Consider the following 23330-nt stretch of genomic DNA (forward strand, 5'->3'; position numbering starts at 1 on the left):
GTTTGGCGTCGACCGCCGCAGATGGCGACATGAAAGTACGCATCGGGGCGGACGCGTCGGCTGACGAGGCCGAAGCAATCGCGTCGGCGATGGCCGAGCACGTCGGCGGAGAGGTTTCGGTCTACGTCGGTGACGACGCCGAGCCGGCCGCAGTCGAGGACGCCGCTGGTGACACCGACTCGCCATCTGGGACAGGCGGGACGACCGGTACGGTCACCCCACCGGCGGACGATCTGGGACCGACCGACCGCGAAGCAACGCTTCGCGAGGAGATCGCCGAGATCCTCGCGGGCGGCCCGGAGAAGTACAAGGAACAACTCCCCGAGGAGGACAAACTCTTCGTCCGCGACCGGATCGATCTCTGGTTTTCCGGGGACGGGAACGACTTTCTCTTCGAGGATGGCCGGTTCGCGGAGTTCGACGCCGACGACCAGCTCCCCGCCGACGGCCTCATCACCGGCGCCGCGACGTTCGAGGACCGGGACGTCCACTTCATGGCCAACGACTACACGGTCAAGCGCGGGTCGATGGCCGCCAAGGGTGTCGAGAAGTTCCTCCGGATGCAACAGCGCGCGCTGAAGACCGGCCAGCCGGTGGTGTACCTGATGGACTCCTCCGGCGGCCGGATCGACCAGCAGACGGGCTTTTTCGCCAACCGGGAGGGCATCGGCAAGTACTACTACAACCACTCGATGCTCTCGGGGCGCGTCCCGCAGATCTGTGTGCTCTATGGCCCCTGTATCGCCGGTGCCGCGTACACGCCGGTCTTCGCCGACTTCACGATCATGGTCGAGGGGATGTCCGCGATGGCGATCGCCTCGCCGCGGATGGTCCAGATGGTCACCGGCGAGGAGATCAGCATGCAGGAACTGGGCGGTGCGTCGATGCACGCCCGCCAGTCGGGCAGCGCCGACCTCGTGGCCCGCGACGAGGAACACGCCCGCGAACTCGTCTCCCAGCTGATCACCTACCTGCCGGACAACGCCGACGAGCAGCCGCCCAAGACGCCCGGTCGGCAGCCGGTCGCGTCGCCGGCGGGGATCGACTCGATCGTCCCGCAGGAACCGAATCGTGGCTACGACATGGTCGACCTGATCGACCGCGTCGTCGACCAGGGATCGTACTTCGAACTCAGCCCGGACTACGGCAAGGAGATCATCACGGCCTACGCCCGGATCGACGGCCGGCCGGTCGGCATCGTGGCCAACCAGCCGAATCACCGCGCGGGCGCGATCTTCCCCGACGCCGCCGAGAAGGCCGCCGAGTTCATCTGGAAGTCGGACGCGTTCAACGTCCCGATCCTCTATCTCTGCGATACGCCCGGCTTCATGGCCGGCTCGCAGGTCGAGAAGGACGCGATCCTGGAGAAGGGCAAGAAGTTCATCTACGCCACCTCCTCGGCGACGGTGCCCCAGCAGACGGTCGTCGTCCGCAAGGCCTACGGCGCCGGTATCTACGCCATGGGTGGGCCCGCCTACGAACCCGAGAGCGTCATCGGCCTTCCCTCCGGCGAGATCGCGATCATGGGTCCCGAGGCTGCGATCAACGCCGTTTACGCCCGCAAGCTCTCCGAGATCGACGACGAGGACGAACGCGCCGAGATGGAGGCCGAACTTCGCGAGGAGTACCGCGAGGACATCGACATCCACCGGATGGCCAGCGAGGTCGTCATCGACGAGATCGTCCCGCCGAGCGAGCTCCGCACCGAACTCGCGAACCGCTTCGCCTTCTACGAAGGCGTCGAGAAGGACCTCCCGAGCAAGAAACACGGGACGGTCCTGTAGCCGGTAGCTCACTCCGTCCGACTCGCCTCACTGTCTCGCCCCGATCCTTCTTCGCGACGTCGTTTCCCACGTCTCTCTGGAGCAACTCCGTAGCGGGTGACTCCACTCCCGGTCGCACGACGGGCGACTCCTCGTCCGGTTGCACGACGGGTAACTCCCTCCTACCGAGTACTCGCGGTACGGCACTCGCCCCGTAAGCACCGACTAGCGCCCCCACTATCGCCGTATCCCTGGGATAACTATTCGTCGAGCTGTGGCCCGCCTGGACGAGTCACTTCGGGGTAGCGGTGGACCCAGTTCGGGTTTCGTGGCGTACGTGTGGTCCCGTGGACCCGGCGATCGGTTCGAGTCCGGCGAAGTGGCCTCCATGAGCAGCCGTACGCAGCACGCCCTCGACTGGTCGCCGATGCCGACCCCGTCCGACACCGAACGCGTCCTGTGGGGCCTGGTCGCTATCGTGCTGATCGGCGACGTCGTGACGACGATCGTCGGCCTCCACCTCGGCCTCTCCGAGTCGAACCCCATCGCTAGATCGGCCATCGACGGCTGGGGCGTCGTCGGCATGCTGGCGCTGAAAGCCGGAGCGGTGGCCATCGCCGTCGCCTGTCGGGGGCTCGTTGCGCCGGCGTATCGATCGATCGTCCCCGCTGCGCTCGCGATTCCGTGGGGCGCGGCGACGATCGTCAATCTCTACATGCTGTCGCTGGTCGTCTAGGTTCGCCCTCGCGTATACCGCCGCGACTCCATCTCGATATTCTATTCGTTCCCTGAAATCGTGTCGAGAAAGTATGAATGCGAGCGGCCGGGAGTCCAGTCTCGATAGATCGAACGCGACCGTTAGAGTCGCGTCGCCGCGTCAAGACTGATGTCGATCGCGCGCGCGACGTTGTTCTTCGCCTTCTCCGGGAGCTCTTCGTCTTCGGTGTCCGTGCCCTTCTGGGTTCCCTCGACGAGGTTGCCGTCGACGGTGCAGATGGCGCCGGCGCGCAGGCCTTTCCGGCGGGCGAGCGTGAAGATGGCCGCCGCTTCCATCTCGACGGCGAGCATGCCCGCCTCTTCCCAGGCGGTGACGTACTCGTCCGTCTCGGCGTAAAACGCGTCGTCGGTCGCGACGGGACCGACGTGGACGTCCGCGGATTCGGCCTCGGCGGCGTCGACGAGCGCCGAGAGCACCTCGTAGTCTGGAACGGCCGGGATCGTCTGTTCTTCGTAGCGCTTGGTCGTTCCCTCGTCCTTCGCCGCACCGGTCGCGACGATCATGTCGCCGATCTCGAGGTCCGCCTGGAGGGCACCCGTCGTTCCGACCCGGACGACCGTCTCGACGCCGACCGCGGCGAGTTCTTCGATCGCAATTGCTGCCGACGGCGAGCCGATCCCTGTCGAACAGATGGTGAGGTCGCGACCCTCGTAGGTCGCGTTGACGACCCGGTACTCGCGGTTCTCCGCGATCGTCTCGGCCTCGTCGCAGTGGCTCGCGATGCGGTCGACCCGTCCCGGATCGCCCGGAACGAGCGCGAGATCGTGGACGTCTCCCTCGTCGACCAGCAGGTGTGGCTGGGTCATAGCCGCGGATTCGTCGCCCACCACAAAAAGGCGGCCGTCTCGCGTCGCCACCTCGTCGTGATCGAAATGCGACTCCGTTCGGTGACCGACTGAGAGAGAAATCGCCACCCGAGAGCGGTAGCTACTTTTCTTCCCGACCGAAACGGAGTCGTATGGAGTGGAAGCTGTTCGCCGACCTGGCCGAACGCGCCGGCGACAGACACGTGGCCGTCGATGTCGAACCCGGGGCAACCGTCGATGACGCCCTGCACGCCCTCCTCGACGGCCGGGGCGACCTTCGCGATCGCGTCCTCGACGAGGATGGTACCCTCAGCGATGGGATCAACGTCCTCCGCAACGGCAGCGAGATCCATACCCAGCAGGAGGGATTGGAGACGACGCTCGAAGCCGGCGACGAGCTCGCGATGTTTCCGCCGGTCAGCGGCGGGTAGTTCGTTCGGCGGACGGGTTCTGAATCGGTTGAGCCGTGATCCGCTGGATGCTGAGTCTCGAATGGCTGCGAATTCGCGATGCGCCTAGTTTCTGTGTGCGGTATTGTCACCCGTTCCGCGAGCGAACGCAGTGAGCGAGCGGGCCGACGACCCCACCGTAGGTGGGGGAGGAGTGCTTTTCATCAAAGCTAAGCGGAAGCTTCGCTTCCGCGAGGTCCAAAAGAGCCTCCGGCTCTTTTGAAGATTTTGCCGAGGGCCGGCTCCGCCGGCCCGCAGCGCAAAAGTTTGTAGTGGGAAAAGTTCGTTAGTAGTTCGTCAGGTCGATCCCGAGGACGAAGTCTGGTTCGTCGGAGAGGTCGGCGCCGGCGTAGGAGGCGTCGCTGACGGCGGTGACGGTTTCGGGGATCAGCACGCGCGTCTCGTCGGCGCCGAGTTCGGCGGCGTCGCGGGCGATGGCGGCGAAGAGGGATTTCGCGGCGGGCACGTCGGCCCAGGCGCCGACGCCGTATTCGGCCCAGTGGACCGTCTCGCCGTCGTCGTTTTCACGTTCGTAGTCGCGGCATCGGTAGGCCATTCCCGAGACGCCGGTGTCGCCGTCGACGGCGAAGACGGCGGTGTCGTCGGCGAGGGTGGCGAGGTCGTCGCGGGTGAGGTCGCGCATGGCCCAGGACTCGTCGGCGTCGAGTGTGAGTCCACGGAGGTGAGTACGGGCGTCGCTCGTCGTCCAGAAGCGCCAGGCTGCGTCCGGGTCGGCCGAGACGGTGTGGGGGCCGTCGGCGTCGGGATCCGGGTCGGGCTGGGCGAAGCGGAACTCGGTTTCGGGGGCGAAGCCACCGGCGCGGGCGGCACCGAGGGCGGCGACGTTCCAGGAGAACGTCATCAAGCGCCCGACGGTCGCGCCCTGTTCGATCGCCCAGTCGAAGCCGGCTTCGTTGAGCCGGCGACTGACACCCTGTCGGCGGTACTCGGGGTTGACCCGCATGCCCTGGAACCAGGCTTCGTCGGACGAGAGCATGACCGCCTGGACGATTCCCGCCACGTCGTCGCCGACGGTCGCGAGGAACGTTCGTTTGTGGTCGTCGGTCTCGTCTTCCAGCCAGTCGTGGTAGACGTGGTGGAGGTAGTCGCCGCCGCGGTCGTCCCAGAGATCGCGGGTGAAGGCGGCGACACCCTCGTAGTCGTCGTGCGTTGCGCGTCGGATCTCGATGTCGGTCGCGTGTGTCATTGGGTCAGTTGTAATCGGGTGTGGGTGGGCTCGCGTGTCCCCGCTGGTGACTAGTCCGTTCGGCACCCGTAGTGCGCGGATTGTCGACGGGTCAGGTCCACGGCACGGATCGTTCCTGCAGTTCGCCGGCGATCGACCGGCTCATAATCTCGTCGACGGCCTCGCCGTCGGCGTTTTCGAGCGCCCACATGAGTTTCACGAGGGCGGTTTCCGGGAGGGTGTCGCCGGCTTCGACCACGCCGGCGTCCAACAGGTCGCGGCCGGTGTCGTAGACGCGATCGCAGACACGCCCCTCGAGACACTGGCTGGTCACGACGACGGTGGTTCCGTCCTCGATCAGTGCTTCGATGCGTGGGATGAAGTCGGTGTGGACGTGCCCGAGGCCGGTCCCCTCGACGACGAGTCCGTCTTTCCCCTCGACCACGTCGAGGAACGCCGGGTCCATCCCGGGCGTGAACTTGACGAGTTCGACGTCGGATTCGAGGTCGTCGGCGAGGGTGAGCTCGGTAGCACCACGCTCGCGGTAGTCGCCGTGGAACGTGACGGCGTCCGTCTCGGGGGAATCGATCGCCTGGCCGTCTTCGTCCCGCCGGAGGTCGGCAGCCCGGTAGTCGACGGTGCCGAGCGGTTCGGCGCCGACGGTCTCGAAGGCGTCCCGTCGCGAGGTGTGGTTCTTCCGGACGCGGGTGCCCCGGTGGAGCGCACAGGTGTCGTCCGACTCGCTTCCGTGCATACAGACGAGGACCTCGGCACAGTCGGCTTTGGCCGCTTCGACCGCGCAGACGGCGTTCATGACGTTGTCCGAGGAGGGTCGGTCGGCCGAGCGCTGCGAGCCGGTGAAGACGATCGGAACCGGCGTTTCGAGCATGAACGAGAGTGCGGCGGCGGTGAACTGCATGGTGTCGGTGCCGTGCATGATAACGACGCCGTCGGCGCCGGCGTCGATCTCCTCGTGGACGGCCCGAGCGAGATCCTGCCAGATCGCCGGTTCCATGTTCTCTGAGAGGATGTTCGAGACGACGCGCCCGCGGTAGTTCGCTCGCCCGGCGAGTTCGGGCACGGCGCGAAGCACGTCCTCGGCGTCGAACTGGGCGGTCACGGCACCCGTCCGGTAGTCCACGGTCGAGGCGATGGTGCCACCGGTCGAGAGCAGTGCGATCGTCGGGAGCGAGTCGTCGAACGCGATCTCGGACGTCGCGTCGTCGGCTCCGTCACCGGCCCCGACGTCGTGGACGTCCGACTCGAGGACTTCGACGCTGGCCTCGTCGCGCTCGATGCCGACGTTGTAGCCGCCATCGAGCTTGACGACGAGGTGGTCCGGCGTACTCGAGGGAAGACAGACCCCTTCGACGGTTCGATCCGCCCGTTCGACGCGGATCCGGTCGCCTGGATTCATACCTGGCGATTGTCTGCGCGACGACTTGAACCCACCTTTTCGACAGTGAGTGGGCCTTCACACGAGGGCGAGCAGTCCGTGGCCGACGAGGAGCGTGGCGAAAACCACCGCGAGCCCGGCGATGACGAGACCGATCACTCGGACGGCGCCGAACAGCGGCCCCACGGTTTCGGGCTGGCGTTCCATGGTCAGTGCCAGCCCGCCGGCGATCCCGGCGGCCGCGTAGCCGCCGAGTCCGATCACGATCGCCACCACCCACTCCATGGCCTCGGTTCGGACGCGCAGTCTCCTATACGCTGGGGCCGCCAGTCTGACCGGGAACGACGGCGACGGGAGCCGTCACCCAGCCTGATGGGACGTCACTCGGCTCGGGAGCGACACAGATCCCTCGCGTGGTGGGAAAAACCCATCCCGGTCGACGCCGAAGGAGTGGTATGGCCGGCGAGTCAGAGGACACCGTCTCGGAGACGCGTTCGACGGAAGAGATTCTGGCGGAGACCGAGCAGTTGCTCTCGGAGACGGGCGCTGTCGGCGACGCCGGACTCGATTCCGCGGAAACGGACTCTGCAGCACCAGCCCACTCCGAAACGGACGCTGCCGACGCCGGACTGAATGGGGCGTTCCCCAGTGAGACCGAAGCTGACCAGTCGGACGAGCGTACGGGCGCGGGCCGCTCGTGGCGAACGCGGCTCACGCCATCGCTGCCGTCGCTCAGTCTGTCGTCGGTCTTCTCGGTTCGAGCGTTCCTCGGACTCGTCGCCGCGCTCGGTGTCGGCTACGTCGGCGGCGGCCTGACGATTCCCATCGCTGGCTCGCTCATTGGGCTGTTCGCCGTCGCGTTCTTGATCGGCGCCGTGACGTCGAAGCGACGCTACACGGAGATGGTCGCTGCTGGAAGCGCCGTCGGCGGCGTGACGGCGCTGTTCGATTACTTCGTCGTGATCGTCGGCGGGTTCAGCAGTCGACTCGTGCTGGTCGGGCTCGCGACTGGCCTGCTCGCCTGTCTCTTTGGCTATTACTTCGGCCGAGACCTCCGTGCTGGGCTGACGCGGGAACCCTAACACGACGACTGCTGCGAGCGCAAATCCGTCGATTGTAGCGGGGAGTAACAACACGGCAACCGTGAAGAGTACGGGTCGATCGCCAGATCGGGCGGTCTATCTACTATCGTCCGTTCGACGATCGCGTTACGCCACCGTCGATTGCTGAGTGAGTTCCCAGCCGCGCTCGGTCCGGCGGACGATGCCCCGATCGGCCATCGCCTCCAGGAGTTCTGCGACGACCTCGCGCGGGGCGTCTAGGTCTGCGCTGATGGCGCTGACGCTCTTTGGTTCGCGGCGGATACTCGCGAGGAGGTCCGCGTAGACCCGACTGTCACCGTTCGAGCCGACCGACTCTGAGATTTCGTCGAGTACCTCACAGAGCTGTCCCTGTACCCACCGCTGAGCCAGCGAGAGCTCGTTCTCGAGGCGTTCGAGGCGTTCGAGCTGGCCGAGGAGCCCCGAGAGCGCGTCGTCGTCTTCGCGGCCGACGTCGAGGCTGAGGTGACGACAGCTCGTGATGTCGACGTTCGTCCCTTCGGGGTAGGCGCTCTTACTGGCGAAGCCGTACGGCGAGAGGTTCACCTCGAGGCGGACGTTACGGGCGATGTGGAAGTACTTGCGTCGCTGGTCGTCGGTTCGACTCTCGACGAGGCCGGCTTCTTCTAGTTTCCGGAGGTGTTCGATGACGGCCTTGGGGCTCACGCCCAGGTACTCGGAAATCTCGGTCACGTAGCAGGGCTTCCGCGAGAGAAGCCGGAGAATCCGCCGGCGATTCTCGTTCCCGAGCAGGTTGAGCAGAGCCGCGGAATCCATCTGCCCACGGGTAAGCGATGGACGCTGAAAAGCGTGTCTGCTCGACGGTCTCGGCGTGTCGTCGTTCGCCGAGTCGTCGGGACCGTCTGCTCGATTCGCTTCGTCGATATCGTTCCGGCGTTCCCTCGGGCTCACTCACCCGGGAACCCCGAGGACGGTGATCTCGTAGCGATCGAGCACTGCTGGATTCTCGAGGATGATGACGGTGAACGCCCAACTGTCGCCACCGGCGAGGTCTCCGGTTCTGGCCATGTACTGCCCGAGCTGGGCCCCGGATTCGTCGTACACTCTGGTGCGGACCTCGACGAGTTGTGCCTGGCTGTCTCCGCTGTTCCTGACGGTTCCCTGAATCGTCGATCCCTGATAGCCGCCCTCGTAGACGAACGAGTGCTCGGCAAGCGAGAGCGATTCCACCGGTGAGACGCCGCTTGCGGTGCTCGTGGTCGCGCTCGCAGTCGCCGCGACCTGTTGCTGGGCGGTTCGATTACTGCCGTTGACTGCCGGGATCGAGCCGGATTCGTACGATGGCCCACCGCCCCCGAGGCAGCCGGCGAGTGTGGCCCCGACGATGCTGGCGCCGACGACGGATAGCCAGCGACGCCTCCCGGGTCGTGGTGATTCCCCCGCGGACATCGACGGCTCCCCGTCGGGTATCGACGACTCCTCTGCGGACATCGACGACTCCCCGTTGGGCATACCCCTTCGACACCGCGATTCCATTTCAGTCTACAGCCTGCCCCCGCCGGATTACCCGGCTTACGGGCTGCTGGCCCATCAGACCGGAGCCGGTACGCAGCGCATGCGCACGTCGCAACGCCGAGCCTTTTGCGGCCGCCCACCGAAACTTTCCCCCGATGGCCGCAGACGCCGACGACAGCGGGGCGCCCGGTCGGACGACCGGCGCGGAGTCGTCGCTCGACGACGCGTCCCCGCTCGGTCGGGTGCTGGAGTGGTTCCTGCTCGATGGCGACCGCCTCGTGGTCGCGACGGTGCTCGTTCTCGTCGTCTTGCTGGCGACGCTCGTTCTCGAGGCGATCGGGGCGATATCGTTCACCAACCCGGGCGCGATGACGCGGGTGGCGAGCGGGTTGATCGCCGGCTCGTTCTCCCTGGTGACGGTCGTCGTCTCGATCAACCAGTTGATTCTCTCGAGTGAGTTCGTCGCCGCAGGGACGGCCGAAGATCGCCTCGAGGGCGTCGAGTCTGTCCGCGACGATATCGCCGAACTCGCCGGCGTCCCCGCGGCCCCGGCGGCACCAGCGGCCTTGCTCGAGCTGCTGGTCGAGACGGTGAACCGGCGAGCGGGTGCGCTCGAATCGGCCGTCGAGTCGACGGACGCTCACGAACCGGCCGATGGATCGACGGAGGCACACGAATCTACTGCCGGGTCGGCGGGTGCGTCGACCGACCTATCGGTGCAGCGCTACGCCGCCGAGTTGCGCCACGATACGGATCGAATCGACGACGCGCTGGATTCGACCTCGTTCGACGCGTTCGACACGCTGTCGCTCGCCGCCCGGTTCGACGACGGCTGGTACCGGTACGCCGGTGAGCACCTGCGGGCCGCACGCGAGGACACTCTCAACCCCGAGGCGACGGACGCCTTCGACGACATCCGCTCCGGGTTGCGGTTATTCGCCGTCGCCAGAGAACACGTCAAGACGACGTATCTCCAGCGGGAACTGACGCGATTCTCCCAGTTGACGATCGGCTTCGGCGTCCCGTCGATCCTCGCCGCCGTGTTACTCGGCGTCACCTACGCCGACGCGGCGGGGCCGACACTCTCCTACACCGCGCTGCCGGCGGTCGTGAGCGTCATCGTGACGATCGCCATCGCGCCGGTGGCGCTGCTGGCCGCCTACATCCTGCGGACGGCGACGATCACGCGCCGAACCGCTTCGACCGGGCCAATGCTGCCAGCGAAGGCGGCGGACGAGGGCCCTTTCGACGTGACCGATTCGGACGACGAGGGGACCTGATCTTCTCGCGTATCGACCTCCTACTTATCCTGCCGCGAGTCGTCGACGCGCCGGATGGGGCTCAGAGACGACGTCAGTGCCGGGATCAACGTTGCCCTGCACGTTACGATGCTCGGCGGGTTGGCCTGGGTGACCGGTCAGCCGATCCTCTTTCCGAGTCTGGGTCCGTCGGCGTACCTGCTCGCGACGGGCGAGAACCCGCGAGCGGAGGGTGCCTATCACGTCGTCGGCGGCCACGCCATCGCGGCGGTCGCCGGCCTGGCCACGTACGTCGTCTTCGCCGACGGCCTCGTCTCCGTGGACGCGTTCGAAGCGGGGACGCCGTTCTCACCAGCCGTGGGGCGCCTGGTCCTCTCGGGGCTCGTCGCGATGGTACTGACGACGATCGGCATGCTCTGGTCGAACACCAACCACCCGGCCGCCTGCGCGACGACGCTCATCGTCGCCCTGGGGCTCATGTCGACACCGCTCGCGGTCGTCCTCATCGTCGTCTCGGTCGCGCTCTTGGTCGCCTTCCACGGAGTCGTCGTCGAACGAGTGCAAGCGCGCTACGGTGTCGAACCGACGGATCCACGGTAGGTGTGTGACCCGCAGTTGTGAAATCCGCAGTCCGGTGCCCAGTTCGTCGGGCGAGGTATTTTGACGACGCCGGTCGTATCCGGTGACAGACCGGCCGGCAGGCCGGTATCCTCGAATTGACTATGGTCTCGACTGCCGAGGGCCGGAACGGCGGCCGCCTGCGTGGTCTCCGAGAGTACCTGTTGCTTCGGATGAATCGCTGGCTCCTCTCCGCCGTTATTCTGCTCGTCGTCTACGCCGCGCTCGTCCTGGCGAGTCGCCTCGGGCTCACGCCGCTCCGGCAGATCAACGAGGCCCAGGGTGGGATGGGTTTCTTCTTCACCGCGTTCATCGGGGCGATCATCACCGGCACGTCCATCGTCGTCACGATCAATCAACTGGTCCTCTCGCAGGAACTCGGCGCGGTCGGCGATCAGCGCGACCGGATGGACGCGGCGATGACGTTTCAGCGCGACGTCGAGGAGTCGATCGGAATCGATATCACCGAACCGGAGCCGTCGGTCTTCGTCAGGGAACTGCTCGCCGGGATCAGCGACCAGGCCGGGACGCTTCAGGCGGTCGGTTCGAGTGCAGACGCGGACGCCCGTGACGATATCGACGCGTACGCGACGACGCTGGGCGACGTGGCCGACCAGGTGCACGAGATGCTCGCGTCCGCACAGTTCGGTACGTTCGACGTCATCTGGGTGATGATGCACTTCGAGTACTCGCGGCTGATCCACCAGGGGCGGTCGCTCCGGGACGAACACGAACTGCCCGACGACGTCGACGCCGAGATCGATACCGCCGTCGACCTGTTGACGTTCTTCGGGCCGACCCGCGAGCACTTCAAGACGCTTTACTTCCAGTGGGAGTTGATCAACCTCTCGCGCGCGCTGTTGTACGCCTCGATTCCGGCGCTCACGGTGATGGCGATGTTCATCATGTACGTCGACGCGGGCACGTTCGTCGGGTCGACGCTGGGCGTTTCCCACCTGGTCTGGGTCGTCAGCGCCGGGGTCGTCGTCGGGTTCTCGCCGTTCGTCATCTTCATTACGTTCATCGTTCGCATCGTCACGGTGGCCAAGCGAACACTCGCGATGGGACCGTTCATCCTCCGCGAGACGGAACAGACCAACTGATCGGCGGACGACGCCCTACCGGTCCCGGAACGAGACGACCGTCGACACGCCGTCCTGGCCGTCGACGGCCTCCGTGGCGACGTCGACGCCGAATCGTGGTTCCTCGTCGAGTGTCTCCGCGACGATCGACCGAACCGCCTCGGCGCCCGCGTCCTCGGCGAGGACGATCCTGACGAGGTCGCGGTTCGTCGTTACCTCGCTGACGTCGTAGCCGGCGGCTTCGTACGCGGATTGCAGGTCGGCTGTGAGATCACTCATCAGCGACCAGGTTCCGTCCGTGTCGGCATAAAATGCGGTGTCGCTCTGTAGTGGCTCCGTGTGGTTTCGCTCTGCGGTGACACCGTGTTGTGTCGCACTGCGCGGTCGCAGTTTGAAGATCGGCTCCGACACTGGCCTACTGCGTCCCGGCGCCGGTTCCCGGTCGATCCATCGCTTCGAGGTCGATCCGGCCACCGGGCAGCGGGACGCCATCGTACGGGTCGTCGTCGAGCAGGAGCGAGCCGTCCAGGTCGGCGTAGTCGAGCAGCGGTGCGAGGTGACAGGCCGCGGCGATCGAGGCGTTGGACTCCGACATGCAGCCGCACATCACCTGGAGCCCGTGGGCGCGGGCGGCGTGGACGATCCGTTTCGCCTCCCGGAGGCCGCCGCACTTCATCAGCTTCAGGTTCGCGACGTCACAGCGATCGGCGACCCGGGGGACGTCGTCGACCGTGATGAGCGACTCGTCGGCTGCGATCGGGAGCGGGCTGTGTTCGGAGACGTATCGAAGCCCCTCCGGGTTCTCGGCAGGCACGGGTTGTTCGACGAATTCCAGGTCGTAGGCGGCGAGCCGTTCGATCGTGCGGACGGCCTCCTTCGGCGTCCAGGCCTCGTTCGCGTCGACGTAGAGACGGACGTCCGGCGCGACGTCGCGGATGGTCTCGACGATCTCGACGTCTCTGTCGGTCCCGAGCTTGACCTTCAGCGTGTCGTGGCCGCGATCGAGCGCGATCTCGGTCTTCTCGCGCATCCGCTCGGTATCGTCGATGCCGATGGTGTACGATGAGGTGACGGTCTCGGTCGGATCGAGTCCCCAGTAGCGATAGAGCGGGACGTCGAGGCGCTTGCAAACGAGATCGTGCAGGGCGATACTCACCGCACAGCGTGCCGCCGGATTGTCCGCAATTGCCGCACGCATCCGGCGCTCGATCCGGCCGAGCTGGTGGGGGTCGCCGACGGTTTCGACGACTTCGAGCAGCGAGGGAAGCACCGCCTCGACGGTCGCCGCCGTCTCGCCGTAGTGTGGCGACGGTGCGGCGCCGCCGATCCCGACGCGCCCATCGTCGTCCTCGACCTGGACGATCACGTTCTCGGCCGCCGTCTGCGTCCCTCGCGCGATGGTAAAGGGGAACTCGAGGGGCAGCGAAACCCGTTCGAAACTCGTCTCGAGGCTCATACGATCGCCTCCAGGACCTCGGCCGCGTCGAAGCGGATGGGGTCGGTCGCGGGTCCACCCAGTTCGTCGGCGAAGGCGTCGACCGCCTCCCGAGCCGCGTCGTCGCCGTCGACGTTCCGCGTGTTGAGCATCCCCGCGACCACCTCGGCCTCGTTCACCGGTGCGGCGAGCGACTCGTAGAGGTCGACGTACGTCGGGATCGGCTGGAGGGCGAAGGATTCGTAGCCGTGGATCCGCTCGCGGCCGGCCTCGTGACAGAGGACGAGCCGGTCGGCCATCGCGCCGTGGAGGATGCCGCAGGTGACCGCGGAGTACGCCGGGTGGACGATGCTGCCCTGCCCCTCGACCACGAGGAGGTCGTGTTCGTCGCCCTTCTCGACGATCATCTGCTCGACGGAACCGGCGGTGAAGTCGCTGATCACGCGATCGACGGGATTACCCCAGCCTTCGACCACGATACCGGTCTGGCCCGTCGGGATGACGGCCGCGTCGTGGCCCGCCTCGCGGGCGGCCTCGACGAGTTCCATCGTGGCCGTCATCTTGCCGACCGAGCAGTCGGTGCCGACCGTACAGACGATTTCGGCGTCGACGTCGGCCGCGACACCCTCGCTGACCGTGAGGTCTTCGGGCGGCTTCCTGACGTCCCAGATCTCGCCGCCGTGCTCGTCGGCGAGGGCGGCGAACGCCTCGTCCTCGGCGAGGAAGTAGTGGAGTCCGGAGACGACGTCGCAGCCGCGTTCGAGGGCGGCGCGGACGTCCGGTCGCCAGGACTCCTCGAAGCCGCCGCCGATCGGGGCGATGCCGATCACCAGCGCGTCGATCGACTCGTCCACGTCGTCCATCCCCGCGACGATCGGGGCGTCCTGGACGTCCGGGACGTGCTCGGCGACGCGGTCGCCGGCCGTGTCGCGGTCGAGGACGGCGACCACGTCGTAGTCTGCGTACCTGAGAATGCCCTGGGCGGTCTTGGCCCGGTCGGGAAACTGCTCGTGGGCGAGGAGTGCGACGCGCATACCGTCACATTGTCGACCCGGTACTTAGACGTTCGAGATGCGGTGACCTGTGTCACCCGTCGAAAGCCACGACGGATCTCCAATCTGCCAGTGGGCTAGATGACGAGCAACTCCGTCGACCAGAACGAGCGGTGGGCGTCGTCGAGGGCACGTTCCGTGTCGCCGGTCGCGTCGACCGCCGCGAGGGCGTCGGGGCCCGGATCCAGCTGGTCTGCGAGTTCGTCGAGGACGTCGCGCTGGCCGGCCAGGTAGAGGGGCAGGTCGGCCGCCTCGTCGCGAACGTCTTCGATCGCCGCCCTCGCCTGGGCGACGTGGTCGTCGATCTGTTCGTCTCGAATCCGTTCGAATCGTGCCTGGGAGAAACCGCCCTTCGAGTGGGCGCCCTTGACGTCGCTCTCGAACCCGGCGTACTCGACTCGCTCGGTACCGTCGTAGCGCCCGATCGCGAACCGGTCGGCCCGGACGAGCGCCAGGAGATGTGGTCCCGTCGGCCGGAAGCGAGCCGTGTCGAGCTCGACGCGGTCGCTCCAGGTCGGTTCCACGTCGACGGGAAGCGGGCCGTCGAGAGCGACCGAGACGAGGCCGGCATCGTCGGCGACGACGAGGCAGGGCGCGGCGTCGGCCGCGAGGCGGGCTCGATCGCCCAGCGCGGACGCCACCGACTCCGGAACGGCGTCCGGTTCGACCGACGCCGTCAGGACGGATTCCGGCGCTGCACGAAGCGATTCGAGCCGGGCAAGGACGTCCGCAAGCCGGCTATCGTGGAGTGTCTCACGACGTCGGTACGTCAGGTCGTCGCCGCTGTCGTCGCGCCGCTCGAGCTCGCCCTCGAGCTGTGCGATCCGGTCTTCGAGGCGGTTTTCCCGTTCCTCGGCGGTTTGGCGTTCCCGAACCGCCTCGCGACGACGATCCGATTCGGCCTCGTAGCGCTCACGCAGGCGTTCACACTCGGTTTCGAGCTCGTCGATGCGGTCCCTGAGCGACGCCCGGCCCAGCCACTCGTCGAGCTTCGACATCGATCGAATCCGGGCGGCGCTGGTACTTCTAGGTTCCGACGGGCGGCGTGGCGCCGTGCGTCTCGGCGAACGTGGTGGCCTTACATTCCCGCCGGCGGGGTTCCGTCGGGCTCGTCCCCGCGCACTGGGGTGTCGGGATCCCAGCCCGCGAACTGGAGGAGCTGGCGAGCCCGGTCGCGACTGGCGAGAAAGACCGACGAGAGCGCTGGCGGGTTGTCGATCTCCGTCTGTTCGAGGACGGCTGTCGGGACGGCGAGCGTATTCGCCGGGAGTGATTCGGTTCCGTGAACCGGGAAGTGCTGTGTCTCGAGTTTCATCACCAGCGGCGTATCGAGTCGTTCGACGCCGTCACCGCTCGCGTACAATTGTTCGTTGACGCGCTCGTGCTGGGTTCGTTCCATGGTGACCCGGTCGGTTTCGGTCGGCGTCACGTAGAGACGACCCAGGTAGTAGTGTTGCGAAAACCGCTCGAACATGCCATATGGTAACAGGGGTCGGTCACAGATAACCGTTGTGCGGGAACCTTTACGTCGAAGGGCTTTCAGGCACTTCTTTCGCGTCCGTGAGACGAGTGAACTGCTCGATCGTCGTTCCGGACCGAGGCGACACACCCCACTCCAAATCACCGAAACCAACAGGCAGCCGGGAACGGAATCGTCGCCAGTAAACGGTGGTTCGAACGGTCTGAACGCTTCGAACGAAGATTTATCCTTTTATGGACGACCAGTAGAATGGACACTCGATGACGACACATCGGATCGCGCTCGTCGCTGCACTCGTCGTCGGTGCGCTTGCGCTCACGTCAGTGGGGGTCGTCGGGGTGGGGAGTGACGCGCCCGCATCGTCCGCCGACAACGAGTCGACGATGGGTGACAGTATCGGCGCGTTCATGCAGGCAAGTTCGGCGTCCGCCGACGGGAGTATCGACCGTGGGATGTTCGACCAATCGCTCAACGAATCGGCCGACAAGGAGGCACTCGTCCGTGAGCGTATCGAAGCGCTCGAAGCGGAGTACGAGGAAGCCAGAAAGCTGTCGGCGTCGGTCGACACGAACTCGTCGTTACCGGCCCCGGCCCGCCGGGCGACGCTGGTTCGCCTGACGATGCAACTCGATTCGCTCAACGCGTCGATCGAGGAAACTAGTGACCACGCTCGAGCTGTCGGGGTGGACACCGAGCGTCTGGAGACACTACGGGCGAACGCCTCCGAACTGACTGGCCCGGAAGTGGCCGAAATCGCGACCGAGATGGCCGGTGTCGACCCGCCAGGGTTGCGAGACGGCCAACCGGGAAACGGTAATTCGGGGGCCGGCGCCCCCGGGAACAGTAGCGGATCGTCGACACCGGGTGGTTCGGGAAACGGTAATTCGGGGGCTGGCGTCCCCGGAAACAGTACCGATTCACCGGGTACTGGTGGTCAGGGAAACGGTAACGGGGGAGCTGGTGCTCCCGGGAACGACTCATCAGGAGACGCCGGCGATTCACCAGGAAACGCCGATTCGGGATCGACTGATTCGGCGAACGGAACTGGTGCGGACGGAGGAGCGGACACGGATCTCCTCCGGTCGGTCGTCGTGCCGGTTGGCTTCCCGCTTTGGTGACGAAGGCGGTCAGCAGAGCTCGGGCAGCGCCACGTCGACGTGAAACAGTGGTTCCGTCGTCCCAGTCTGCAACCGATTCTTCTCCGCTGGTCACGGTTCATGTCTTGTACGGCCCTGTCTATTTCCGCCGAGACGGATCTCGTCGGTCTTGACAGGGACCTCGTCCTAGATTCCCTGTCCCATCAGGTGACTGCGCAGGACGTCGGCGTTCTTGTTCCCGGCGCCGGTGTTGACGATGGCAACCGTGTCGTCGGCGTCGAACTCACCCCGTTCGGCGAGGGCCCACGCCCCGCTCGCCGCGGCAGCACAGGTTGGCGCCATCTCGAGACCCTCGTTCTGGGCGACGGCAACCGCGGCGTCTAAGATCTCGTGGTCGTCGGTGGCGACGGCTCCGCCTCCGCTCTCGCGAAGGGCGTCCAGAATCCACCGGCTCGCACCCGGATCCGGAATTTCGATACCGCCGCAGATGGTATCCGGATTTTCGATCGGCTCGTGTTCGTCTCGGCCGGCGTCGAACGCCTCGACGATCGGCGCACAGCCCGACGCCTGCGCGGCGTAGAACGCGGGTATCTCGTCGATCAGGCCGAGTTCGCGCCACTCGCGGGCCGCCTTGTACATGCCGACGAGGCCCACGCCGCCACCGGTCGGATAGACGATCGCATCCGGCACCTGCCAGTCGCGCTGTTCGACCAGCTCGTAGAGCATGGTCTTCTTTCCCTCGTGGCGATAGGGTGTGACGAACGACGACAGCGAATACCAGTCGTCGTGCTCGGCCATCGCGTCCGTCGCTGCAGCGCCGGCGTCGCCGATGCGGCCACCACTGACCGTCAGATCACCGCCGTGGACGTTCACCATCGCCTTCGTCGTGAAACTCGAGCGCGACGGGAGGAAGACGTGCGCGTCCAGGCCCGCGCGAGCGGCGTACGCCGAGGCGGCTTGCCCCGCGTTCCCGGCCGACGGAAGGACGACGTCGGTCGCCCCGTGGGCCACCGCCGCCGTCACGGCCATCGAGGCGCCCCGATCCTTGAACGTGCCAGTCGGGTTTCGCCCCTCGTCCTTTATCAGCACCTCCCCGACGCCGAGTTCGTCCGCGAGCGTCTCGCACTCGACCGCCGGTGTCGCACCCTCGTCCATCGACACGGCTACGTCACGCTCGAACGGCAGGAGTTCGGCGTAGCGCCACAGCGAGTCGAACGGGCGATCAGCCAACGATTCTCGCGTGACGTCGATCGCGTCGTAGTCGTAGGTCGGATCCAGGATCCCGCCGCAGTCCGCACAGCGGTGCGTTCCCGCCTCCGGAGCGTACGACCGATCACAGTCATGGCACTCGAGTCCGGTGAACGCCTCGGTGGTCTCCATACCGTGGTGTTCGGTTCCGCGGCCAAATTCCTATCCATTGCTGTCGTCGTGAGCGTCCGGCGTCGAACACCGCTCGATCGACGGTTCGCCCACCTGCGCTTTATTTCACTGGCCGGTGAATCGCTCTCCCGAGAAACGATGGGACACGATCGCAGGAAGCGCGGTCGGTGAGCGATGACGTTCGAAGACGTGGCGATCGTCGGCATCGGCGAGACGGCAAAGCGCCGGCCGGACGATCCCGCCGAACTGCGGAGTCTCGAACGGCTGTACGCGGACGCGACCGCGAGCACGCTCGCCTCCGCCGGCCTCCCGCACGCGGCGATCGACGGCGTCGGCGTCATTCGGCCGGGGGTCGAAACCCCGGCTAACTTCGTCGGCCACCTCGTCGAGACGCTCGGCTTCGAGAACGTTCGCTGGGCGACCACGGCCGACACCGGCGGCTCGAACGCGGTCTCCCTGGTGCTACAAGGGGCGCTGGCGATCGACGCCGGTATCGTCGACACGTTCCTGTGTCTCGGCGCCGACGCACCCGTCGATCCGACGGACTCCTCGGCGGGACTGTTCGGGCGCGATCCCCGGGGATACGTGCGAAACTACATGGACCCGTTCGGCACCCAGGGGCCGAACTCTCGCCTTGCCCACGTCCAGACCGTCCATGCCGACGAGTACGGCACGACGCGGGAACAGCTGGGCCATATCGCCGTCGTCCAGCGACGCCACGCGACGCTGAATCCGCGTGCGTGGTTCGACGACCCGATCGATCTGGCGGCGTACCTGGACGCGACACCGATCGCCGATCCGATCGGCCTGCTCGACTGCGTGATCCCGGTCAACGCGGGATTCGGCGTGGTCCTCGTGTCGGCCGAGCGGGCGTCGACGCTCGACGTCGACCCGGTCGAGATCGCCGGCTTCGGCGAGTGCTCGAACTACGGCGACTCGCGATCGCCGGACGTGACGACGACGGGCGTTACCGTCGCCGGTCGAGCGGCCTACGACCGCGCTGGCGTCGGCCCGGACGCGATCGACTGCTGGCAGGTGTACGACGATTACCCGATCGTCGTCGCGATGCAACTGGAGGACCTCGGACTCTGTGACAAAGGCGATGGCGGGCCGTTCGTCGCCGGCACCGACCTCGGGTTCGACGGCGACGTCCCCCTGAACACGTCCGGCGGGCAACTCTCGGCCGGCCAGCCGGGGATGGCGGCCGGCTTCGTCCAGCTCGTAGAGGGAATCCGACAGCTCCGCCGCGACGCCGACGACCGACAGGTTCGGGGGGCGACCCGTGGCGTCGTCACCGGGGCTGGCGGCGTGGCGTACGGGAAAAATCTTCGGCACTGCTCCGTGCTCGTGCTCGAGCGAGGTGATCGGTCGTGACCGACTCGCGACCGCTCCCGTCGCTCGCGGAGGCGTCGTACGCGCGCGAATTCTGGGACGCCGCCAACGAGGGGCGACTGGTCGTTCAGCGGTGTGAGACGTGTGCCACGACGCAGTACTTCCCGCGACCGCGGTGTGGGACGTGTGGGGGATCGGTCGATTGGGTCGAGGCGTCCGGGCTCGGAACGGTGTCCAGTCACGCGGTGATCCGCCGACCGGTTTCGAATCCCGCGTTCCGCGACGAGATTCCCTACGTCACCGCGTACGTCGAACTCGAGGAGGGGCCGCGGCTGTTCACGCGGATCGTCGATTGCGAGCCCGAAACGGTCGAACGGGGGTTACCGGTGTCGGTCACGTTCGAACGGGTGTCCGAGACGGTGACGCTGCCGACGTTCGAACCACGATAGCTTGGCGGTAGACGGATTCGCGTCGTCGGACGGATCGATTCTCACCGGATCGGCCGCGTCGGGGGGCCTATGTGACCTGATCGCAAACAGCTCCGGTATGACCGATCGCCCGTCGGTGATCGTCGTCGGTGGCGGACTCGCCGGGCTGGTGGCCGCTCGTCACCTCGCTGCGGGCGGTGCGGACGTGACACTCGTAGAGCGGCGCGATCGCGTCGGCGGTCGCGTGGCCACCCGCGAACGGGACGGCTACCGGTTCGACCGCGGATTCCAGGTGCTGTTTACCGCCTATCCGGCCGTCCGCCGCGAGCTCGACCTGGACGGGCTCGATCTCCGGCGGTTCGCGCCGGGAGCCTGCCTCGCGCGCCCGAGCGGCCGCTCGACCCTCGCCGATCCGCTCCGGGAGCCGAGGGCGCTTCCGGCGACGCTGCGCAACACGGACGTCACGGTCGGGGACAAACTCCGCGTTCTGCGACTCCGGCTCGCGCTCGGGCGGACCGATTTCGCGGACATCTTCGAGGGTCCCGATGGCGATATCGAGGCGTTCCTCGCCAAGCGCGGCTTCTCGGCCCGCTTCAGGAATCGGTTCGCGGCACCCTTTCTCGGCGGGATCACGCTCGACCGCTCGCTTTCGACCTCTGCACGGGTGTTTCGCTACGTCTACAAGGCCCTCGCCGAGGGTCACACCGCCGTCCCCGCGTCGGGAATGGGCGCGATCCCCGCGCAGTTGGCCCGAGGCGCACGGCGCGCGGGGGCGACGATCGAGACCGACACGGCGGTCGACCGCCTGGAGCCCGCCGCAGAGACGGTCGACGGCGCCGGCGGGACTGGCGGCGTCGAACTGTCGATCGGCGGCGAGACCCGCCTCGCTGACGCGGCGGTAGTCGCGACCGAACCGCCCACCGCCCGCGAGCTGACCGCCGTCGACGCCATCCCGACCGACGGACGGGGCTGTGTCACCCAGTACTACGCGCTCCCGGGCGGCGAACTGGACGTCGGCCGTCGGTTGGTGCTGAACGCCGACCCGCCCTCGGAGCGCGGGGAGGGCGAAGCGTGGCCCAACCACGTCGTCCCACACAGCGCCGTGGCGCCGTCGTATTCGCCGGATGACGTCGCGCTGGTCAGCGCGACGTACCTGGGTGTTCCCAACGCGACCGACGCGGCCCTCGCCGAGCGGAGCCGCCGCGCGCTCGAATCGTGGTTCCCGGCACGTCGGTTCGACGGCCTCGAACGCCTGCACACCGACCGGATCCCGTTCGCCCAGTTCGACCAGCCGCCGGGGATCCACGACCGGTTGCCCGACGTTCGCGCCCCCGACGGCCCCGTCTACCTCGCCGGTGAGTACACGCGCTGGTCGTCGATCCAGGGGGCGATGGCAAGCGGACGGGACGCGGCGGCTACGCTGCTGGCGGATCTCGGCTCGGGGTGATAGACGGCGCCCGCGGCGGTCAGAGGGCGTGTCGACACTCGTCGAGTGGCGGGAACCAGAGCGTCTCCTCACCGTCGACGTCCCTGACGGCCGGTGAGGCCCCGCCGACGCCGGTCACCAGCGGCGACTGGAAGTCCCGGGCGCGGCGCGTGTTGATCGTCGTTCCGCGTGCGAGTTGCGAGAACGCCGGGAGAACGAGTAGATCGCCGCTTACCGCGGCTTCTTCCGAGGGAACGGACAGAAAGCAGGGATACTTTCGCCCGTCGATCGAGAGCGCGGGGTGGTCGTGGCCGATCACGTACAGCGACGGCGGTGAGCTGCCGGTGGACACGCACTCGGTGGGCGGTCGTTCGTGACCGTGACAGACGACGGTTTCCCCGTCGTCGAGCTGGAACGCGGCCGCGGTCTCGCCGTCGAACGCTTCGTCGAGGACGCTATCGTGATTGCCCGGCGTACAGACGAGCGACGCCTCGGCGCCAGCGACGACTCGTTCGATCTCGGCGACCGTCTCGCGAACGCCGTCCGGGATCCACGAGAACGAGTGGAGCAGATCACCGGCGACCACGACCGTCTGCGGGTCGAACCGACCCAGGAGGTCCTCCAGGCGTCCGACGGGGTCGTCGGCGGCGTCGATCGGTGCGTCGACGGCTGACGACGCCCCCCGACCGAGGTGAACGTCTGCGAGGACGAGCGTCTCGGCGGGCTGGACGTAGACGGCACGTTCGGCGAACGACAGGGGGTGTCCCCCCGCTTGCATCATCACCAGCCGTCAGTCACCTGCGGCCTTGCCCGTTTCGGATTCGGGTCCGAACACCTCGGCCAGGTCGTACTCGGTCCCGGTGAGGACGAACAGCACCTCCTCTAACGGCTCGACGACCTCCGGGACGATCCTGATGACGATGTAGGCGATCCCGACGAGCGCGATCACCGCGCCCGGCTGGAAGATGACGTTGTGCGAGATCAGAAACGAGGTGCGCTCGGGAACGGCCCCCATCCACTCGGTCGCGAGGTAGACGAAGAAGTCCTGCTGGAACCAGCCGTACGGCGTGGCGAGCGAGATGAAGACGTTGCGGACGAGGTTCAGGAACCAGATGATCCCGACGGCGACGACGAAGCCTGCCGCTTTGCGACGTAGCGGCGCGCGGACGGCGGCGATGAGGCCGCCGAAGATGGCCATGCTCCCGATGCCGGTACACGCGAGCACGATGTAGGTCGTCCGTCCGGTGGGGACGGTGTCGGTGTCGAAGGCGAACCGGCTGTGGTAGCCGTTGCCGCCGGTTTCGAGGCCCGGACTCTCCGCGACGATGTCCATCGCGAGGTGGGTCTGGTACGCGGTCGTCTCGATGAGCCACTGGCGGGCGAGCGGGATCGTCTCGACTGGCAGGTAGATGATCCCCATGACGGCGACGGCACGGACGAGGATGAGCATCGACTCCCGGCCCTGGAACAGGAGGTACGTGGCGTACAGACACAGCGGGAACGCTGCGAGGGCGAGCATCGTCTCGAGCGGACTCTGCATCTCCGTCCAGTAGTAGGGGACCATCGCCAGCCAGAAACTCCCGAAGAGGACGCTGGCGACGGCGCCGACGTAGCGGGCGGCGTCGATCTCGTCTCGCCACTCCAGCGCGATCGCGACGAGGAACGCGGCGATCGAGATCCACGCGAGGTAGTCGACGGCGCCCATCGTCGCGTTCGCGGCCGACAGCGGCAGCCGCGGGATCGACTCGGCCACCCCGGTGACTGCGGTCACGCTGTGTCGGCCGGCC

At 67.0% G+C, this 23330-nt stretch carries 25 protein-coding genes; 11 read left to right on the forward strand and 14 right to left on the reverse strand.

Annotated elements, in window-relative coordinates; all coding sequences use genetic code 11:
• Positions 1-29: 29 nt before the first annotated feature.
• Both HALRU_RS03465 and HALRU_RS03470 read left to right on the forward strand, forming a co-directional pair.
• Positions 30-1784 carry an acyl-CoA carboxylase subunit beta gene (locus tag HALRU_RS03465; RefSeq protein WP_148680417.1) on the forward strand — a complete coding sequence of 585 codons (1755 nt, stop codon included), beginning with the start codon at positions 30-32 and terminating at the stop codon, positions 1782-1784.
• A 367-nt stretch (positions 1785-2151) separates the two neighbouring features.
• Positions 2152-2499: a DUF5658 family protein gene (locus HALRU_RS03470; protein ID WP_148680418.1), complete on the forward strand. Its 348-nt coding sequence runs from the start codon at positions 2152-2154 to the stop codon at positions 2497-2499.
• 122 nt (positions 2500-2621) lie between these two features.
• Here HALRU_RS03470 and HALRU_RS03475 read toward each other — a convergent pair whose 3' ends face one another.
• The gene (locus HALRU_RS03475; protein ID WP_015300026.1) at positions 2622-3347 is read right to left on the reverse strand and encodes a nucleoside phosphorylase; all 726 of its coding nucleotides are present in this window, start codon (positions 3345-3347) and stop codon (positions 2622-2624) included.
• 152 nt (positions 3348-3499) lie between these two features.
• Here HALRU_RS03475 and HALRU_RS03480 point away from each other — a divergent pair, with 152 nt between their 5' ends.
• Entirely contained in the window at positions 3500-3778 is a 279-nt protein-coding gene (locus tag HALRU_RS03480; RefSeq protein WP_015300027.1) for a ubiquitin-like small modifier protein 1, read from the forward strand.
• A 304-nt stretch (positions 3779-4082) separates the two neighbouring features.
• Here HALRU_RS03480 and HALRU_RS03485 read toward each other — a convergent pair whose 3' ends face one another.
• From HALRU_RS03485 to HALRU_RS03495, 3 genes are all read right to left on the reverse strand, one after another.
• Entirely contained in the window at positions 4083-5003 is a 921-nt protein-coding gene (locus tag HALRU_RS03485) for a GNAT family N-acetyltransferase (protein ID WP_015300028.1), read from the reverse strand.
• Between the two features lie 91 nt (positions 5004-5094).
• Entirely contained in the window at positions 5095-6399 is a 1305-nt protein-coding gene (gatD, locus tag HALRU_RS03490) for a Glu-tRNA(Gln) amidotransferase subunit GatD (protein WP_015300029.1), read from the reverse strand.
• A 57-nt stretch (positions 6400-6456) separates the two neighbouring features.
• Complete coding sequence (locus HALRU_RS03495) at positions 6457-6663, reverse strand: hypothetical protein (protein ID WP_015300030.1); 207 nt, start codon at positions 6661-6663, stop codon at positions 6457-6459.
• A gap of 170 nt (positions 6664-6833) precedes the next feature.
• Between HALRU_RS03495 and HALRU_RS03500 the strand changes: the two genes are divergently transcribed.
• Positions 6834-7460 (forward strand): hypothetical protein, encoded by a 627-nt coding sequence (locus HALRU_RS03500; RefSeq protein ID WP_015300031.1) that lies wholly within the window; start codon positions 6834-6836, stop codon positions 7458-7460.
• Positions 7461-7586: 126 nt separating this feature from the next.
• On the opposite strand, the gene HALRU_RS03505 is transcribed toward HALRU_RS03500, so the two are convergent.
• Together HALRU_RS03505 and HALRU_RS03510 are read right to left on the reverse strand one after the other, a co-directional pair.
• Positions 7587-8255, reverse strand: coding sequence for a metalloregulator ArsR/SmtB family transcription factor (locus HALRU_RS03505; protein ID WP_007698797.1), 669 nt, complete (start codon positions 8253-8255; stop codon positions 7587-7589).
• Positions 8256-8390: 135 nt separating this feature from the next.
• Positions 8391-8951, reverse strand: a complete 561-nt coding sequence (locus HALRU_RS03510; protein WP_015300032.1) for an FxLYD domain-containing protein — start codon at positions 8949-8951, stop codon at positions 8391-8393.
• 158 nt (positions 8952-9109) lie between these two features.
• On the opposite strand from HALRU_RS03510, the gene HALRU_RS03515 reads away from it, so the two are divergent.
• From HALRU_RS03515 to HALRU_RS03525, 3 genes are all read left to right on the forward strand, one after another.
• A complete protein-coding gene (locus tag HALRU_RS03515; protein ID WP_015300033.1) occupies positions 9110-10234 on the forward strand; it encodes a hypothetical protein in 1125 nt (374 codons plus the stop codon).
• A 54-nt stretch (positions 10235-10288) separates the two neighbouring features.
• On the forward strand, positions 10289-10813 hold the full coding sequence (locus HALRU_RS03520) for an HPP family protein (protein ID WP_015300034.1): 525 nt from the start codon (positions 10289-10291) through the stop codon (positions 10811-10813).
• 122 nt (positions 10814-10935) lie between these two features.
• Positions 10936-11934, forward strand: coding sequence for a hypothetical protein (locus HALRU_RS03525; protein ID WP_015300035.1), 999 nt, complete (start codon positions 10936-10938; stop codon positions 11932-11934).
• A gap of 15 nt (positions 11935-11949) precedes the next feature.
• Here the strand turns inward: HALRU_RS03525 and HALRU_RS03530 are convergent, their stop codons facing one another.
• From HALRU_RS03530 to HALRU_RS03550, 5 genes are all read right to left on the reverse strand, one after another.
• On the reverse strand, positions 11950-12192 hold the full coding sequence (locus HALRU_RS03530) for a hypothetical protein (RefSeq protein ID WP_148680419.1): 243 nt from the start codon (positions 12190-12192) through the stop codon (positions 11950-11952).
• Between the two features lie 136 nt (positions 12193-12328).
• On the reverse strand, positions 12329-13369 hold the full coding sequence (locus tag HALRU_RS03535) for a dipeptide epimerase (protein WP_015300037.1): 1041 nt from the start codon (positions 13367-13369) through the stop codon (positions 12329-12331).
• Positions 13366-14382 carry a DUF1611 domain-containing protein gene (locus tag HALRU_RS03540; protein WP_015300038.1) on the reverse strand — a complete coding sequence of 339 codons (1017 nt, stop codon included), beginning with the start codon at positions 14380-14382 and terminating at the stop codon, positions 13366-13368. Before HALRU_RS03540 ends, HALRU_RS03535 begins: the two co-directional genes overlap by 4 nt.
• Positions 14383-14477: 95 nt before the next feature.
• A complete protein-coding gene (locus HALRU_RS03545) occupies positions 14478-15398 on the reverse strand; it encodes a Vms1/Ankzf1 family peptidyl-tRNA hydrolase (protein ID WP_015300039.1) in 921 nt (306 codons plus the stop codon).
• Positions 15399-15478: 80 nt separating this feature from the next.
• On the reverse strand, positions 15479-15874 hold the full coding sequence (locus tag HALRU_RS03550) for a DUF5802 family protein (protein WP_007698772.1): 396 nt from the start codon (positions 15872-15874) through the stop codon (positions 15479-15481).
• A 266-nt stretch (positions 15875-16140) separates the two neighbouring features.
• Here HALRU_RS03550 and HALRU_RS03555 point away from each other — a divergent pair, with 266 nt between their 5' ends.
• Entirely contained in the window at positions 16141-16998 is an 858-nt protein-coding gene (locus HALRU_RS03555) for a hypothetical protein (protein WP_015300040.1), read from the forward strand.
• Between the two features lie 165 nt (positions 16999-17163).
• Here HALRU_RS03555 and HALRU_RS03560 read toward each other — a convergent pair whose 3' ends face one another.
• Positions 17164-18357, reverse strand: coding sequence for a threonine synthase (locus HALRU_RS03560; protein WP_015300041.1), 1194 nt, complete (start codon positions 18355-18357; stop codon positions 17164-17166).
• A 174-nt stretch (positions 18358-18531) separates the two neighbouring features.
• Here HALRU_RS03560 and HALRU_RS03565 point away from each other — a divergent pair, with 174 nt between their 5' ends.
• The 3 genes from HALRU_RS03565 (at position 18532) to HALRU_RS03575 (ending at position 21564) form a co-directional block, all read left to right on the forward strand.
• Entirely contained in the window at positions 18532-19731 is a 1200-nt protein-coding gene (locus HALRU_RS03565; RefSeq protein ID WP_015300042.1) for a thiolase family protein, read from the forward strand.
• Positions 19728-20138 (forward strand): Zn-ribbon domain-containing OB-fold protein, encoded by a 411-nt coding sequence (locus tag HALRU_RS03570; RefSeq protein ID WP_015300043.1) that lies wholly within the window; start codon positions 19728-19730, stop codon positions 20136-20138. The genes HALRU_RS03565 and HALRU_RS03570 overlap by 4 nt, the downstream gene beginning before the upstream one ends.
• Positions 20139-20235: 97 nt before the next feature.
• Entirely contained in the window at positions 20236-21564 is a 1329-nt protein-coding gene (locus HALRU_RS03575) for an NAD(P)/FAD-dependent oxidoreductase (RefSeq protein ID WP_015300044.1), read from the forward strand.
• 19 nt (positions 21565-21583) lie between these two features.
• Here the strand turns inward: HALRU_RS03575 and HALRU_RS03580 are convergent, their stop codons facing one another.
• Positions 21584-22324, reverse strand: a complete 741-nt coding sequence (locus HALRU_RS03580; RefSeq protein ID WP_015300045.1) for a metallophosphoesterase — start codon at positions 22322-22324, stop codon at positions 21584-21586.
• A 9-nt stretch (positions 22325-22333) separates the two neighbouring features.
• Complete coding sequence (gene artA, locus HALRU_RS03585; protein WP_148680420.1) at positions 22334-23314, reverse strand: archaeosortase A; 981 nt, start codon at positions 23312-23314, stop codon at positions 22334-22336.
• Positions 23315-23330: the final 16 nt, after the last annotated feature.

Source organism: Halovivax ruber XH-70 (genome assembly GCF_000328525.1).
Taxonomy (GTDB): domain Archaea; phylum Halobacteriota; class Halobacteria; order Halobacteriales; family Natrialbaceae; genus Halovivax; species Halovivax ruber.